The sequence below is a fragment of the Pseudomonas sp. FP1762 genome, from assembly GCF_030687105.1.
Taxonomy (GTDB): domain Bacteria; phylum Pseudomonadota; class Gammaproteobacteria; order Pseudomonadales; family Pseudomonadaceae; genus Aquipseudomonas; species Aquipseudomonas siliginis.
Genome location: NZ_CP117458.1, coordinates 543,645 through 558,434 on the forward strand (window position 1 = coordinate 543,645; position 14,790 = coordinate 558,434).

A 14,790-nucleotide genomic window follows, 5' to 3' on the forward strand; every position below is an offset into this window, starting at 1 on the left:
TTCAGTAGATAGGTTGAAAAATCGTATGCAATGGAATCTTGAGCACCTGCGGGTATTTGTCGACGTCGCCGAACAGCGATCGTTCTCCGCCGTGGCACGTCGACAACGCAAGGCGCAATCGGCGATCAGCAGTGCTGTCGCGATGCTCGAAGAGGATTTGCGCGTGAGCCTGTTCGAGCGCAGCAGTGGCCGTCAGCCCAGTCTCACCGAGGCGGGCGAGGCATTGCTGGAAGAGGCGCGGGAAGTGTTGCGCCAGTGCGAGCGCCTCAACGGCCGCGCGATGGCCATGCTGCGCGGCCAGGAGGCGCAGTTGCGGGTGGCTCAGGACGAGGCGATGCCCTATCAGGCGCTGGTGGAAAGTTTCGGCGAACTGGCCGAGCAGTTTCCCAGCCTGGAAGTGCAACTGACCAGCGCCGCCCAAGGCGAAGTCGCGCGCAAACTGGTCGAACGTCGCGCCGACCTCGGCCTGCTGTTCTATCACGATGAAATCCCCGAAGCCCTTGAGCGCCGCGTACTGGGTCGAGTGGAAATGGTCACGGTCTGTGGCGTCAATCATCCGCTGGCGCAGCATTCCTATGTGACCTGCCAGCAACTGGCGCAGCACCGGCAATTGCTGATGTCGACGCAGACCAGCGTCTATCCCGGCAACGAGCCGGCCAGCCCACAGGTGTGGCGCGCCGACAGCTTTTACGTAATGTCCGAATGGCTGGTGCGCGATCTCGGCTGGGCCTGGTTGCCGCGCCACGTTGTGCAGTACTCGGCGTATCAAGGCCAGATGATTGAGCTCGACAGCGAATGGACGCCGCCAGCGCTGGTGGTGGAACTGGTCTGGCGCCGCGACGAACCGCTCGGCCCGGCCGCGCGCTGGCTGGCGGAACGTTTTGCCGTGCACTTGCGGGCGATCGGCGACAAAAGCCGATAAACTCCGCCGCCATGAATAGAACTCTCTACACCGCGCTGTTTTACTTGGGGCTGCCATTGGTGGCGATTCGACTATGGCTGCGTGCGCGCAAGGCGCCGGCGTATGCCAAACGCATTGGCGAGCGCTTTACTTATGGCATGCCGACGTTGCAGCCCGGTGGCATCTGGGTGCACGCGGTGTCGGTCGGCGAAAGCATTGCCGCCGCGCCGATGATCCGCGCGCTGCTGGAACGCTACCCGACGCTGCCGATCACCGTGACCTGCATGACCCCGACCGGTTCGGAGCGGATTCAGGCACTGTTCGCCAACGAGGCGCGCATTCAACACTGCTATCTGCCGTATGACTTGCCTTGTGCGGCGGCGCGTTTTCTTGATCGCGTACAGCCCAGGCTTGCAGTGATCATGGAGACCGAGCTGTGGCCTAACCATATTCATCAATGTGCCAAGCGCGGGATTCCGGTGGCGTTGGCCAATGGGCGGTTGTCGCAGCGTTCCGCCAAAGGCTATGGCCGCTTCAGCAAACTCACTGCGCCGATGCTCGCCGAGATGAGTTTGCTGGCCGTGCAGACCGCAGCCGAGGCCCAGCGCTTCCGCGATCTTGGCGCACGTCCGGAAACTGTCGAGGTCACCGGTTCGATCAAGTTCGACCTGACCATCGACCCGCAACTGTTGCAGCGTGCAGCCGAACTGCGCAGCCGGTGGCAGGCGCAGGATCGCCCGGTATGGATCGCTGCGAGCACCCACGAAGGCGAAGACGAAGTGGTGCTCGACGCCCATCGTCGTTTGCTGGGCAGTCATCCCGATGCGTTGCTGATTCTGGTGCCGCGTCATCCCGAGCGTTTCAATTCGGTGTTCGACTTGTGCCAGCGCGAAGGTTTCGCCACGGTACGTCGCTCGACCGGGGCCAATGTCGATGCGCAAACGAGCGTGCTGCTCGGCGACACCATGGGTGAGTTGCTGTTTCTCTATGCCCTGGCCGACAGCGCATTTGTCGGCGGCAGTCTGGTGCCGAACGGCGGGCACAACCTGCTCGAACCCGCCGCGCTGGCGAAACCGGTACTCAGCGGCCCACACCTGTTCAACTTCCTCGACATCGGCGCGCAATTGCGCGAAGCCGGGGCGTTGGCCGAAGTGGATGATGCCGAAGGGCTCGCAGTCGAGGTGCAGCGCTTGTTCGAACTGCCACGTGATGCGCAGCGCATGGCCGAGGCCGGGCTGGCGGTGATGCGGCGCAATCAGGGCGCGTTGCAGCGGCTGCTGGATAGCTTGGGCAGATTGATCAAGTAAGCAAAAAGATCGCAGCCTTCGGCAGCTCCTACAGTTGGAATGCATTTCCCTGTAGGAGCTGCCGAAGGCTGCGATCTTTTGTTTTAACGCTTAAGGCCGGGCCTTGAGCTGCGCTTCCGCCGCCGACGCCAGATCCGGCGGCAGGAAGTCCTTGTCCGGGTTGTAATCGGCTTTCAGATAGCGCCGCAGATCTTCCAGATCACCCGGGTTCAGCGTCCCCGCCGCCTGCTTCAGGCGCAGGTTGTCGAGGATGTAGTCGTAGCGGGTGTTGTTGTAGTTGCGCACCGAGGTGTACAGCTGGCGCTGCGCGTCGAGCACGTCGACGATGTTGCGCGTGCCGACCTGATAACCGATTTCCGTGGCTTCCACCGCACTCTGGTTGGAGATGATCGACTGGCGGCGCGCCTGCACCTGCTCGACGTCGGTGTTCACCGCGCGGTGCAGATTGCGGGTGTTTTCAACTACTTGCCGGCGCAGCGATTCGCGCTGCTGTTCGCTCTGATCCAGTTGCGCATAGGACTGACGCACTTGCGAACTGGTCAGCCCGCCGCTGTAGATCGGGATGTTCAGTTGCAGGCCCAGCGTGCTCTGCTCGACGTTGCCGCCATAAGGTGCGCCGAACGAGTTGGGGTTGGCGAAGCCGAGGGCGTCGTTGTCGCCTTTCTCGTATTTCGCCACGGCATCGAGGGTCGGCAAATGGCCGGCCTTGCGCTGCCTGAGCGTCTGCTCGGCGGAGCTGACCGCGTAGTTGCTGGCGAGCAGATTGAGGTTCTGCCGCGCCGCCGTGTCGACCCAGGATTTCGCATCGTTGGGCGAAGGCGGCAGAATCGGCAGCGTGTGGACGATGCCCTGAATCGAGTTGTACTGACGGTTGGTCAGGGTGATCAGCGCCTGGAACGCATCATCGACCTGACGCTGGGCGACGATGCGGTTGGCTCGCGCGGTGTCGTAACTGGCTTGCGATTGCAGCACGTCGGTCTTGTCCGAAAGGCCGACATCGAAGCGCTCGTTGGACTGATCGAGCTGACGTTTGAACGCCGCTTCTTCAGCCTTGGTCGAGGCCAGATTGTCCTGGCTGCGCAGCACGTTGAAGTAGCTTTCGGCGCTCTGCAGGATCAGGTTCTGCTCGGTGGCCGAGAGCTGCAGCGCGGCCTGTTCGTTGACGTCTTTGGCTGCTTGATACTGGAACCAGCGATCGGCGCGGAACAGCGGCTGCGCGAGTGTCGCCTGGTAGGAATGCGCGCTGCGGTTGGCGATGGCCGAAGGCTGGTCGATCGAGGTGCGCACGTCAGCAACTTCGGCGCCACCGGACAGGTTCGGCAGCAGACCGGCGCGGGCTTGCGGCACCACTTCTTTCTGCGCGCCATACTGGGCGCGGGCCGCGGCGAGGTCGGCGTTATTGTCGACCGCTTCCTGATAGACGCTGACCAGATCGGTTTTGGTCGACAAGGGTGCTTCCGCTGCCCAGGCCATTGTGTTGGACGCACAGGACACGGCAACAGCCAATGAAAGTTTGCGCAGCATGAGGCGATCCCTAGCATGAATATTATGGAAGTAATCCGGGCGCCAAAGGTAAGGCGCAGCCCACACAGCGTCAAGGCTGGGCAGGCCAAGCGAGTGTAGTTGCGCATTGCTCCGGCAACAATCGGCCAGCCTGGGTATTTACGCCATTCATCATGGCGTTCGCTGCGGTGTTGGCGTTCCTTGATGGTTGTGTCTAGACTGGCCGGGTTCTTGTCGGGGTGCCTTGCTATGAGGCTGAGATCGAATAATTTCGGATCCCGTTGAACCTGATCAGGTTAGCGCCTGCGTAGGGAACAAGATTTCTCGTCACCCGGCGAGTCCTCTTGTGCTTCGTCCGGGATATTGTTCGACAATCGAACGCTCATGACGAATGCACAGCACCGGTCCTGGTGCGTCCGTGCCTTTCAGGTTCTGCTCCGACAATCCACTGCTGGATGCTGTCTGGAGAGCCCGTGATGACAACAAAAGAAAAAAACGCGATCAACCTGAGTGACTCGGCCAAGGTCGACGAGCAATCGGTCAAGCCGTTCACCCGTTCGCAAAAAATCTACGTTCAGGGCTCGCGCCCGGACATCCGCGTGCCGATGCGCGAAATCAGCCTCGATGTAACCCCGACCGATTTCGGCGGCGAGATCAATGCGCCGGTCACGGTCTACGACACTTCCGGCCCGTACACTGACCCGAACGTGGTCATCGATGTGCGCAAAGGTCTGGCCGATGTGCGTTCAGCGTGGATCGATGACCGTGGCGATACCGAGCGCCTGCCGGGCCTGAGCTCGAACTTCGGCCAGCAGCGTCTGGCCGATGCCGAGCTGACCAAACTGCGCTTCGCCCACGTCAACAACCCGCGCCGCGCCAAGGCCGGGGCCAACGTCAGCCAGATGCACTACGCGCGCAAAGGCATCATCACCGCCGAGATGGAATACGTTGCCATCCGCGAAAACATGAAACTGCAAGAAGCCCGTGCGGCCGGTTTGCTCAAGCAGCAACATGCCGGCCACAGCTTCGGCGCAAGCATTCCGCAAGAAATCACCCCTGAATTCGTCCGCGAAGAAATCGCCCGTGGCCGCGCGATCATTCCCGCCAACATCAACCACGTCGAACTGGAACCGATGATCATCGGCCGTAACTTCCTGGTGAAGATCAACGGCAACATCGGCAACAGCGCCCTGGGTTCTTCGATCGAAGAAGAAGTGGCGAAACTGACCTGGGGAATTCGCTGGGGCTCGGACACGGTGATGGACCTGTCCACCGGCAAACACATTCACGAAACCCGCGAGTGGATCATCCGCAACTCGCCGGTGCCGATCGGTACCGTGCCGATCTATCAGGCGCTGGAAAAGGTCAACGGCGTCGCTGAAGACCTGACCTGGGAGCTGTTCCGCGACACGTTGATCGAACAGGCCGAGCAGGGCGTCGACTACTTCACCATTCACGCCGGCGTGCTCCTGCGCTACGTGCCGCTGACCGCCAAACGCGTCACCGGCATCGTCTCCCGTGGCGGTTCGATCATGGCCAAGTGGTGCCTGGCGCACCACAAAGAGAACTTCCTCTACACCCACTTCGACGAAATCTGCGAAATCATGAAGGCCTACGACGTCAGCTTCTCGCTGGGCGATGGCCTGCGTCCGGGCTCGATTGCCGACGCCAACGACGAAGCGCAATTCGGCGAACTGGAAACCCTCGGCGAGCTGACCAAGATCGCCTGGAAACACGACGTGCAATGCATGATCGAAGGCCCGGGCCACGTGCCGATGCAATTGATCAAAGAGAACATGGACAAGCAGCTCGAATGTTGCGACGAGGCGCCGTTCTACACCCTCGGCCCGCTGACTACCGACATTGCTCCGGGCTATGACCACATCACCTCGGGTATCGGCGCGGCGATGATCGGCTGGTTCGGTTGCGCGATGCTCTGCTACGTGACGCCCAAGGAGCACTTGGGCCTGCCGAACAAGGATGACGTGAAAACCGGGATCATCACTTACAAGATCGCCGCGCACGCAGCGGACCTGGCCAAGGGACACCCGGGCGCGCAGATTCGCGACAACGCACTGAGCAAGGCGCGTTTCGAATTCCGCTGGGAAGACCAGTTCAACCTCGGTCTGGATCCGGACACCGCACGTTCCTATCACGACGAAACCCTGCCGAAGGACTCGGCCAAGGTCGCGCACTTCTGCTCGATGTGCGGGCCGAAATTCTGCTCGATGAAGATCACCCAGGAAGTCCGTGAATACGCAGCCAACCAACGCATCGACGCGGTCGATGTGGACGTCGCCAAGGGGCTAGCTGAGCAGGCCGAGCGGTTCAAACAGGAAGGCAGTCAGCTGTACAAGAAAGTTTGACCCCGTACTGATCGTTCCCACGCTCCGCGTGGGAATGCAGCCCGTGACGCTCCGCGTCACTGGACGCGGAGCGTCCCGAGAGGCATTCCCACGCAGAGCGTGGGAACGATCACAACAAATGTCCCTTTGAGATAACACCCTTGAGCATTCAACCCGGCACCTATTCTCCCGATCTCGCCGTCCCCGCTGCAAAGCGTGTGTTCGGCGGGCGCGATCTGTTTTCCCTGTGGTTCTCCCTCGGCATCGGCCTGATGGTTTTGCAGACCGGCGCATTGCTCGCGCCGGGTCTGGGTCTGTCCGGTTCTTTGCTGGCCATCTTCCTCGGCACGCTGGTCGGCGTGCTGTTGCTCGCTGCTGTCGGCGTGATCGGCAGCGACACCGGCCTGTCATCGATGGCGGCGCTGAAGCTCAGCCTCGGCAGCAAAGGCGCGAGCCTGCCGGCGCTGCTCAATCTGCTGCAACTGATCGGCTGGGGCTCGTTCGAAATCATCGTCATGCGCGACGCCGCCAGTCTGCTCGGCGGCCGCGCCTTCAGCGAAGGTTCGCTGTGGGCCAATCCGATTCTGTGGACGCTGTTCTTCGGTGCGCTGGCGACCTTGCTCGCGGTGAGCGGGCCGTTGACGTTCGTGCGGCAGATTCTGCGCAAGTGGGGCATCTGGCTGTTGCTCGCCGCGTGCCTGTGGCTGACCTGGAACCTGTTCGCCAAAGCCGACCTCGCGGCGCTGTGGGCGCGCGCCGGTGACGGTTCTATGCCGTTTGCCGTGGGCTTCGACATTGCCATCGCCATGCCGCTGTCATGGCTGCCGCTGATTGCCGACTACTCGCGTTTCGGCAAACGCGCAAAGAACGTTTTCGGTGGCACGGCTGTCGGTTTCTTCATCGGTAACTTCTGGCTGATGAGCCTTGGGGTGGCCTACACCCTGGCGTTCGCGCCGAGCGGTGAAGTCAATGCGTTGCTGCTGGCCTTGGCAGGCGCCGGTCTGGGCATTCCGCTGTTGCTGATTCTGCTCGACGAGTCGGAAAACGCTTTTGCCGACATTCACTCGGCGGCGGTATCGAGCGGGATTCTGTTGCGTCTGAAAGTCGAGCATCTGGCCTTGGCCATCGGCGTGATCTGCACGCTGATCGCACTGCTGGCGCCATTGGCGCAGTACCAGAATTTCCTGCTGTTGATCGGCTCGGTGTTCGCGCCGCTGTTCGGCGTGGTGCTGGTGGATCACTTCATTCTGCGCAAACGCAGTGCTCAGGTCGCGTCAGCCGCATTGCGCTGGCCGGCGTTGCTGGCGTGGCTGGGTGGTGTGAGCACCTACCACTTGCTGGCGAATCTGTATCCGGATGTCGGCGCAACCCTGCCGGCGCTGGTGCTGGCAGGATTGCTTCAACTGGTGCTGGGCCGGGCCTTCAGTTACGGCCGGGAAACAGCTCAGGCTTGAGAATGCCGTTCAGGCGCGGGTAAGGGATCTTCAGTTCGACGTGGCCCAGCGCATAAGGCGCGATGGTGGTCACGTCGTACTTGAGGATCACGCCGCCGTAGGTCAGCGCCACGTGTGGGGTTTTCACGAACGGCCAGTTCGCGACGAATTCCGCCTCCTGATCGAGCTTGGTACTGATCAGCCAACTGTTGTGCGCCACTTGCGCGGCTTTCCAGAACGCCTCTTCCTGCCCCGGCAGCAACATGTCGGACAGGTTCAGCACCTTGTGCTGCTGGCGCGAATAGTTGATGAAACCGCGACCCGGCGTGCCGTGGGCGCCGCCGGTGTCGAGGTAGCTCGACAGCTCGATGATCACCAGTCCGTCATGCTGCTCGCGTACTTTCGCTTGCAGATAGCTGCTGTTGCGCGGGCCGGCGCTGGCGAGGAACTGCTCGCGGTAGGCGGCCAGGGTTGGCGCCACCGGTGCGTTCTTCTCGGTGCGGGTCATTTGCAGCAGACGTTTTTCGATGATGCCATCCAGCGCCGGCTCGTCCGGGAAGCGCAGGGTGTCGATGTTCACCAACGGGCAATCGGGGTTGGAACAGCCGGGTTTGAGTTGTTCCGAGGCGTCGCGGGTGGTTTCCAGCGGCGTGCGATAGTTGGGCTGGAACAGGCTGGCACAAGCGCCCAGAGTCAGGGCAATAGCGGCCACAGAGGCAATTTTGAAAAGCGACATGGGCGTCCTTTCGAAAGCAGGGGAAGGCGAAAAAGTTACCGCTTCGACTCTCAACGGAGCAGTCAGTTCGCCACTAAGCTGATTAGAGTGTGTTTCAGCTTCACCGTCCATCCCGCTGACGGTAAAGGGGCTGCATCAAACGGTGCGGGCGCGTTAGGATGGCGCGAAGTCGAGGTTGCCGGTTGTACACAGCAACCTCGTAATGGATGTGCAGTAAAGAGGAAGATTATGACTGACTTTGCCAACGCCATACCGACCGCCGTCGATATCGTGCGGCGCGAAAAATGCTACGAGGGCTTTTACAAGCTAGACCGTGTGCACTTGCGCCATGAGCTGTTCGCCGGTGGCATGAGTCGCGAGATCAATCGTGAAATCTTCGTGCGCCACGATGCCGTGTGCGTCCTGCCTTACGATCCGCAGCGCGATGAAGTGGTGTTGATCGAGCAGTTTCGTGTCGGCGCCATGGGCAAGGCCGACAACCCGTGGCTGGTCGAACTGGTCGCCGGTCTGATCGACAAGGATGAGCAACCGGAAGAAGTTGCTCACCGCGAGGCGCAGGAGGAAGCTGGGCTGGACATCAAGGCGTTGTGGCCGATGACCAAGTACTTCCCCTCGCCGGGTGGCAGCAACGAATTCGTGCATTTGTATCTGGGGCGTTGCAGCACCGACGGTGTCGGCGGTCTGCACGGGCTGGAAGAAGAGGCCGAAGACATTCGCGTAACGGTCTGGGCATTTGAAGATGCCTTGCAGGCCGTGCGTGACGGACGTATTGCCAACGCGGCGAGCATCATCGCCTTGCAGTGGCTGGCGCTCAACCGCGCCGAAGTGAGGGGGCTATGGTCGTAAACAAGCTGCGCGATCGTTATCGGGTTGACCTCGTAGGGCTGCAAGCCGCCTGCGAGGCCAACTACGCGCGCCTGATGCGACTGCTGCCGGACATGCGCAACGAACCCGAAGCGCGGCGTATCGCCGTGACCCAGGGCGAGCAGATGCTCGGCGTGCTTGCCCTCGAGGTGCTGCAGACCTGCCCGTACACCACGACCTTGCAGGTGCGCCAGGAGCACAGTCTGCCGTGGTTGCCGGTGCCGCAACTGGAAGTGCAGGTCTACCACGACGCGCGCATGGCCGAAGTGGTCAGCGCCGAGCATGCACGACGCTTTCGCGGCATCTATCCTTATCCGAACGCCGCCATGCACCAGCCCGATGAAAAGGCCCAGCTCAATGTGTTTCTGGGCGAATGGCTGAGTCATTGCCTGGCGTTGGGGCACGAGTACGAAGTCGTTCGCTAGTTGTGAACTGCGTCCGCTTCGGCGGTTTCCCCTTTTTGTCATCCCCCAGCATAATTGCCGCACCCATCCATTGCGTGCTTAGCCCCGGGAGAGCGCCTTGCCCAGCGTATCGACATTGACCAGCGCCGACCCGGCGCTGCTGGTGCAGTTGTCCGACAGCCACCTGTTCGCTGAAGCGCACAGCAAGCTGCTGGGCATGAAGACCCGCGAGAGCCTGCAACAGGTCATCGACCTGGTGTTGGCGCAACAGGCGCAGATCGACCTGGTGCTGGCGACCGGCGATATTTCCCAGGACGGCACGCTGCAGTCGTATCAGGCATTCCGCCAACTGAGCGCGCAGATCAGTGCACCCGCGCGCTGGATTCCCGGCAATCACGACGAGCCGATGGTCATGGCCGAGGCGGCGGTGCAAAGCACGCTGCTGGAGCCGGTGGTCGATATTGGCAATTGGCGGGTGACGATGCTGGATTCGGCGGTGCCGGGTTCGGTGCCGGGCTATCTGCAGGATGATCAATTGCAACTGCTCGCCCGCGCGCTGAGCGAGGCGCCTGAGCGCCATCATCTGGTGTGCCTGCATCATCATCCGGTGTCGATCGGCTGCGCGTGGATGGAGCCGATCGGCTTGCGCAACCCGGAAGCGTTCTTTGAAGTGCTGGATCGCTTCCCGCAGGTTCGCGCGGTGTTATGGGGGCATGTGCATCAGGAAATCGATCGAGAACGCAATGGCGTGCGTTTGATGGCCTCGCCTTCGACGTGTATCCAGTTCGAGCCGGGGAGTGCGGATTTCAAGGTCGGTGAGCAGGCGCCGGGGTATCGCTGGCTGCGGTTGTTGCCGGACGGGAAATTGGAAACGGGCGTCGAAAGAGTCACCGACTTCGAGTTCACAGTCGATTACGGCTCCAACGGTTACTGAACTGACAATCAAAGACCCTCACCCCAGCCCTCTCCCAGAGGGAGAGGGGGCCGACCGCGGTGTCTTTGGCTGTGCATCGACCTGAAACAGCGATATCGATTATGGATTCGCAGCAAAACGCTCAGGTCGGTGTAGCTCTCGAATATCCCCCAGTCGGTTCCCTCTCCCTCCGGGAGAGGGTTAGGGTGAGGGCAGCTTGTGCTGTCACACCAATTTATTGAACCCACCCCCAATCCCGGTCCTTCTCCCTGTAAACTCCGCTATCTTTCGCCGACAGCCAGGGAGCTCAAATGTCCGGTTCGATCCTCTATATCCACGGTTTCAACAGCGCGCCGGCCTCGAAGAAGGCCTGTCAGCTGGTCGCGGTCATGGAGCAGCTGGGTTTGAGCGGGCAATTGCGCGTGCCGGCGCTGCATCACCATCCGCGTGAAGCCATCGGTCAGCTCGAGCAGGCAATCGCCGAGCTGGGCCGGCCGTTGCTGGTGGGAAGTTCGCTCGGCGGCTACTATGCGACTCACCTGGCCGAGCGCCATGGCCTGAAAGCCCTGCTGGTCAACCCGGCGGTCAGCCCGCACCGGATGTTCGATGGTTATCTGGGCACGCAGCAGAACCTCTACACCGATGAAACCTGGGAACTGACCCACGACCACGTCACGGCGCTGGCCGAACTGGAAGTGCCACCACCGCAGGATCCGCAGCGTTATCAGGTCTGGTTGCAAACCGGCGACGAAACGCTGGATTATCGCCTCGCCCAACAGTATTACCGCGCCTGTGCCTTGCGCATCCAGGCCGGCGGCGACCACAGTTTCCAGGGCTTTGCCGGGCAATTGCCGGCGTTGCTGAGTTTTGCCGGCATGGCTGCCGATATGTATCAGGCAATCGATTTCACCACGCTGTGAAGTCTTGCCCCTCTTTCATGAATGACTGACGACGAGACCTTATGGCCACTCCCAGCGCTAGTTCTTATAACGCCGACGCCATCGAAGTCCTCTCGGGCCTCGACCCGGTGCGCAAACGCCCCGGCATGTACACCGACACCAGTCGGCCGAACCACCTCGCCCAGGAAGTCATCGACAACAGCGTCGACGAAGCCCTGGCCGGCCACGCCAAATCGGTGCAGGTCATCCTGCACGCCGACCATTCGCTGGAAGTCAGCGACGACGGCCGTGGCATGCCGGTCGACATTCACCCGGAAGAGGGTGTGTCCGGCGTCGAGCTGATCCTCACCAAGCTGCATGCGGGCGGCAAGTTCTCCAACAAGAACTACCAGTTCTCCGGCGGCTTGCACGGTGTGGGTATTTCCGTGGTCAACGCGCTGTCGACCGAAGTGCGCGTACGGGTCAAACGTGACGGCAACGAATACCAGATGACCTTCAAGGACGGCTTCAAGGCCTCCGAGCTGGAAATCGTCGGCACCGTCGGCAAGCGCAACACCGGCACCAGCGTGTACTTCGCGCCGGACCCGAAATACTTCGACTCACCGAAATTCTCCATCAGCCGCCTCAAGCATGTGCTCAAGGCCAAGGCTGTGTTGTGCCCGGGCTTGCTGGTCAGCTTCGAAGACAAAGGCACCGGCGAGAAAGTCGAGTGGCATTACGAAGATGGCCTGCGCTCCTACCTGGTCGATGCGGTCAGCGAATTCGAACGTCTGCCGAACGAGCCGTTCTGCGGCGCTTTCGCCGGTAATAAGGAAGCGGTCGACTGGGCACTGTTGTGGCTGCCGGAAGGTGGCGACGCGGTGCAGGAAAGCTACGTCAACCTGATCCCGACCGCCCAGGGCGGTACGCACGTCAACGGCCTGCGTCAGGGTCTGCTCGACGCGATGCGCGAGTTCTGCGAGTTCCGCAGCCTGCTGCCACGCGGCGTGAAACTCGCGCCGGAAGACGTCTGGGAGCGCATCGCTTTTGTCTTGTCGATGAAAATGCAGGAGCCGCAATTCTCCGGCCAGACCAAAGAGCGTCTGTCTTCCCGTGAGGCAGCGGCGTTCGTCTCCGGTGTGGTGAAAGACGCTTTCAGCCTGTGGCTCAACGCCAACCCGGAAACCGGTCTGGCCCTGGCCGAATTGGCGATCAACAACGCCGGTCGCCGTCTCAAGGCGAGCAAGAAAGTCGAGCGCAAACGCGTCACCCAAGGTCCGGCGCTGCCGGGCAAACTGGCTGACTGCGCCGGGCAGGACCCGATGCGTTCCGAGCTGTTCCTGGTCGAGGGTGACTCCGCCGGCGGTTCGGCCAAACAGGCGCGGGACAAGGAGTTCCAGGCGATCCTGCCGTTGCGCGGCAAGATCCTCAACACCTGGGAAGTCGACGGCAGCGAAGTGCTCGCCAGCCAGGAAGTGCATAACATCGCCGTGGCCATCGGCGTCGATCCGGGCGCGGCGGACATGAGCCAGCTGCGCTACGGCAAGATCTGCATCCTCGCCGACGCCGACTCCGACGGTCTGCACATTGCGACTTTGCTGTGTGCGCTGTTCGTCCAGCATTTCCGCCCGTTGGTGGATGCCGGTCACGTCTACGTGGCGATGCCGCCGCTGTACCGCATCGACCTCGGCAAAGAGATCTACTACGCCCTCGACGAAGCCGAGCGCGACGGCATTCTCGATCGCCTGGTGGCCGAAAAGAAACGCGGCAAGCCGCAGGTCACCCGATTCAAAGGTCTGGGTGAAATGAACCCGCCGCAGTTGCGTGAAACCACCATGGACCCGAACACCCGGCGTCTGGTGCAGTTGACGCTGGGCGAAGACTTCGCCGAAACCTCGGAAATGATGGATATGCTGCTGGCGAAGAAACGCGCCGGTGACCGCAAGACCTGGCTCGAATCCAAAGGCAACCTCGCCGAGGTGCTGGCCTGATGCAGTTTGGCTGGGCCTTGGCGGGTGCGTTGCTGCTGAGTGCGCTGAGCGTGTCGGCCGAGCCGCTGCAACAATTGCGGCTGCTTTCCGAACACCCGGTCGAAGGCATGCGCGGCGGTAACCTGTCGGGTCTGGCCATGTGCGGCAATGAGCTGTGGACGGTTTCCGATCGCGATGACGAGCAGATCTATCGGCTCGATACCCGCGATCCGGTCTGGCAGGCGCAAACCGTGCACATCGACGTGCCGCCTGTGCCGGAGAGCGGCTTGCCGTGGGGCTTGAGCTCGCGTACCTGGGCGGCGTCGTTCATTCGCGGGGGCGAACTGGATTTCGAAGGCATCAGTTGCGACAGCGTGGGCAATCGCTACATCGTCAGCGAAGCCCATGCGGCGGTGTTGCAGGTGCCGGTCAGTGGCCCGGCGAACTGGCTGAAAATCTCGCCGCTGCTGGTTCGCGAAGCGCGGGCGAGCGGCCTGCTGCTCAAGTTCAATTCGATCTTCGAAGGCCTGGCGATCAACCCGGCCGGTGATCAGATATGGCTGGCCGCCGAACGGCAAAAGCGCGGCCTGCTGCTGATCAAGCGCCAGCAGACGGTGTGGGATTGTGACGGTCGCTGCGTGCTGCTCAGTGAGGGCGGCAAGGAGATGCAGCCGCCACAGTTTCCCAAGGCGAAAGCGGTTCATCGCGACTTTTCCGACATTTCCTTGTTCAACGGCAAGCTGTTTACCCTTGAGCGCAACGCTTTCGAGATCTGCCGTCGCGATGCACAGACGGCCAAGGTCGAGCAATGCTGGTCGTATGCTGGCGAACTGTTGCAGGAAAATCGCCGTTACTCGCAGAACTACGGACTGGAGGAAGCGCTGATCATCGACGTCGAGGGTGCGTGGATCGGCGTCGACAACAATTTTGGCCCGCGTGCTGATGGCGAAGTCCGCCCGGTGGTCTGGCGCTTCGCCGCGCCGGACGGTGGCTGGAGCGCCAGGCCATGAGTCAGCAGCCACCGGACAAGCGTGCCGGTCGGGTGTTGATGATCCTCGCCTGGTGCGCGGCGCTGTTTCTCGCGACGCGGTTTTTCGGTCAGTGGGAGCAGCGCCAGCAGAATCCGAACATCGTGGTTACGTCGGAGCAGGGCGAAGGTTTTATCGAAGTGAAACTGGCGAGCAATGCCCAAGGGCATTTTGTCGCCAGCGGCCAGATCAACGGCGAGCCGGTGGAGTTCATGCTCGACACCGGCGCGACCGATGTGGCGATCCCGGCGGATCTGGCCAAGCGTTTGAAGCTGCAAGAAGGTTTCGGCGTGACCCTGAGCACGGCCAATGGCCTGAGCCAGGGCTATCGAACGAAGATTGCCCGCCTGCAACTGGGCGACATCGTGCTGCGGGATGTCCGTGCACTGGTGGCGCCGGGGCTGCATGGCGACCAGGTGCTGCTCGGCATGAGCGCCCTGAACAAACTTGAATTTACCCAGCGCGGTGGCACCATGCTGCTGCGCCAGACAACGAACCGATGAGGCCC

The 14,790-nt window shown here is 61.7% G+C and carries 13 protein-coding genes and 1 riboswitch; of the genes, 11 read left to right on the top strand and 2 right to left on the bottom strand.

Translation table 11 applies throughout. The annotated features are described in order from the left end of the window. Positions 1-25 precede the first annotated feature (25 nt). A complete protein-coding gene (locus PSH90_RS02340) occupies positions 26-922 on the top strand; it encodes a LysR family transcriptional regulator (RefSeq protein WP_095180982.1) in 897 nt (298 codons plus the stop codon). Between the two features lie 11 nt (positions 923-933). Then, positions 934-2,208 (top strand): lipid IV(A) 3-deoxy-D-manno-octulosonic acid transferase, encoded by a 1,275-nt coding sequence (gene waaA / locus PSH90_RS02345; RefSeq protein ID WP_305382075.1) that lies wholly within the window; start codon positions 934-936, stop codon positions 2,206-2,208. Positions 2,209-2,298: 90 nt separating this feature from the next. Here the strand turns inward: waaA and PSH90_RS02350 are convergent, their stop codons facing one another. Continuing rightward, positions 2,299-3,732: a TolC family outer membrane protein gene (locus tag PSH90_RS02350; RefSeq protein WP_041477642.1), complete on the bottom strand. Its 1,434-nt coding sequence runs from the start codon at positions 3,730-3,732 to the stop codon at positions 2,299-2,301. A 204-nt stretch (positions 3,733-3,936) separates the two neighbouring features. Next, a riboswitch (TPP riboswitch) is annotated at positions 3,937-4,042 on the top strand. A gap of 145 nt (positions 4,043-4,187) precedes the next feature. Between PSH90_RS02350 and thiC the strand changes: the two genes are divergently transcribed. Both thiC and cytX read left to right on the top strand, forming a co-directional pair. Beyond that, the gene (gene thiC, locus PSH90_RS02355) at positions 4,188-6,077 is read left to right on the top strand and encodes a phosphomethylpyrimidine synthase ThiC (protein ID WP_130902885.1); all 1,890 of its coding nucleotides are present in this window, start codon (positions 4,188-4,190) and stop codon (positions 6,075-6,077) included. 140 nt (positions 6,078-6,217) lie between these two features. Then, positions 6,218-7,510, top strand: coding sequence for a putative hydroxymethylpyrimidine transporter CytX (gene cytX / locus PSH90_RS02360; protein WP_305382077.1), 1,293 nt, complete (start codon positions 6,218-6,220; stop codon positions 7,508-7,510). On the opposite strand, the gene PSH90_RS02365 is transcribed toward cytX, so the two are convergent. Beyond that, the gene (locus PSH90_RS02365; protein ID WP_016771974.1) at positions 7,479-8,225 is read right to left on the bottom strand and encodes an RsiV family protein; all 747 of its coding nucleotides are present in this window, start codon (positions 8,223-8,225) and stop codon (positions 7,479-7,481) included. The genes cytX and PSH90_RS02365 overlap by 32 nt on opposite strands. Before the next feature lie 228 nt (positions 8,226-8,453). Here PSH90_RS02365 and PSH90_RS02370 point away from each other — a divergent pair, with 228 nt between their 5' ends. The 7 genes from PSH90_RS02370 (at position 8,454) to PSH90_RS02400 (ending at position 14,785) form a co-directional block, all read left to right on the top strand. After that, a complete protein-coding gene (locus PSH90_RS02370; protein WP_024011344.1) occupies positions 8,454-9,071 on the top strand; it encodes an NUDIX domain-containing protein in 618 nt (205 codons plus the stop codon). Further along, positions 9,062-9,514, top strand: coding sequence for a DUF1249 domain-containing protein (locus PSH90_RS02375; protein ID WP_016771972.1), 453 nt, complete (start codon positions 9,062-9,064; stop codon positions 9,512-9,514). The genes PSH90_RS02370 and PSH90_RS02375 overlap by 10 nt, the downstream gene beginning before the upstream one ends. A 97-nt stretch (positions 9,515-9,611) precedes the next feature. Next, positions 9,612-10,427 (top strand): 3',5'-cyclic-AMP phosphodiesterase, encoded by an 816-nt coding sequence (cpdA, locus tag PSH90_RS02380; protein ID WP_305382078.1) that lies wholly within the window; start codon positions 9,612-9,614, stop codon positions 10,425-10,427. A 290-nt stretch (positions 10,428-10,717) separates the two neighbouring features. After that, positions 10,718-11,326, top strand: a complete 609-nt coding sequence (locus PSH90_RS02385; protein WP_095180976.1) for a YqiA/YcfP family alpha/beta fold hydrolase — start codon at positions 10,718-10,720, stop codon at positions 11,324-11,326. A 41-nt stretch (positions 11,327-11,367) separates the two neighbouring features. After that, on the top strand, positions 11,368-13,275 hold the full coding sequence (parE, locus tag PSH90_RS02390) for a DNA topoisomerase IV subunit B (protein ID WP_095180975.1): 1,908 nt from the start codon (positions 11,368-11,370) through the stop codon (positions 13,273-13,275). Then, entirely contained in the window at positions 13,275-14,264 is a 990-nt protein-coding gene (locus PSH90_RS02395; protein ID WP_150638298.1) for an esterase-like activity of phytase family protein, read from the top strand. Before parE ends, PSH90_RS02395 begins: the two co-directional genes overlap by 1 nt. Beyond that, the gene (locus tag PSH90_RS02400) at positions 14,261-14,785 is read left to right on the top strand and encodes a TIGR02281 family clan AA aspartic protease (RefSeq protein ID WP_305382079.1); all 525 of its coding nucleotides are present in this window, start codon (positions 14,261-14,263) and stop codon (positions 14,783-14,785) included. The genes PSH90_RS02395 and PSH90_RS02400 overlap by 4 nt, the downstream gene beginning before the upstream one ends. Positions 14,786-14,790: the final 5 nt, after the last annotated feature.

Bases quoted from the DNA above. Each gene is read 5' to 3' on its own strand.
- PSH90_RS02340 (WP_095180982.1), top strand. From the start codon at position 26: ATGCAATGGAATCTTGAGCACCTGCGGGTATTTGTCGACGTCGCCGAA.
- waaA (WP_305382075.1), top strand. From the start codon at position 934: ATGAATAGAACTCTCTACACCGCGCTGTTTTACTTGGGGCTGCCATTG.
- PSH90_RS02350 (WP_041477642.1), bottom strand. From the start codon at position 3,732: ATGCTGCGCAAACTTTCATTGGCTGTTGCCGTGTCCTGTGCGTCCAAC.
- thiC (WP_130902885.1), top strand. From the start codon at position 4,188: ATGACAACAAAAGAAAAAAACGCGATCAACCTGAGTGACTCGGCCAAG.
- PSH90_RS02365 (WP_016771974.1), bottom strand. From the start codon at position 8,225: ATGTCGCTTTTCAAAATTGCCTCTGTGGCCGCTATTGCCCTGACTCTG.
- PSH90_RS02370 (WP_024011344.1), top strand. From the start codon at position 8,454: ATGACTGACTTTGCCAACGCCATACCGACCGCCGTCGATATCGTGCGG.
- PSH90_RS02375 (WP_016771972.1), top strand. From the start codon at position 9,062: ATGGTCGTAAACAAGCTGCGCGATCGTTATCGGGTTGACCTCGTAGGG.
- PSH90_RS02385 (WP_095180976.1), top strand. From the start codon at position 10,718: ATGTCCGGTTCGATCCTCTATATCCACGGTTTCAACAGCGCGCCGGCC.
- parE (WP_095180975.1), top strand. From the start codon at position 11,368: ATGGCCACTCCCAGCGCTAGTTCTTATAACGCCGACGCCATCGAAGTC.
- PSH90_RS02395 (WP_150638298.1), top strand. From the start codon at position 13,275: ATGCAGTTTGGCTGGGCCTTGGCGGGTGCGTTGCTGCTGAGTGCGCTG.
- PSH90_RS02400 (WP_305382079.1), top strand. From the start codon at position 14,261: ATGAGTCAGCAGCCACCGGACAAGCGTGCCGGTCGGGTGTTGATGATC.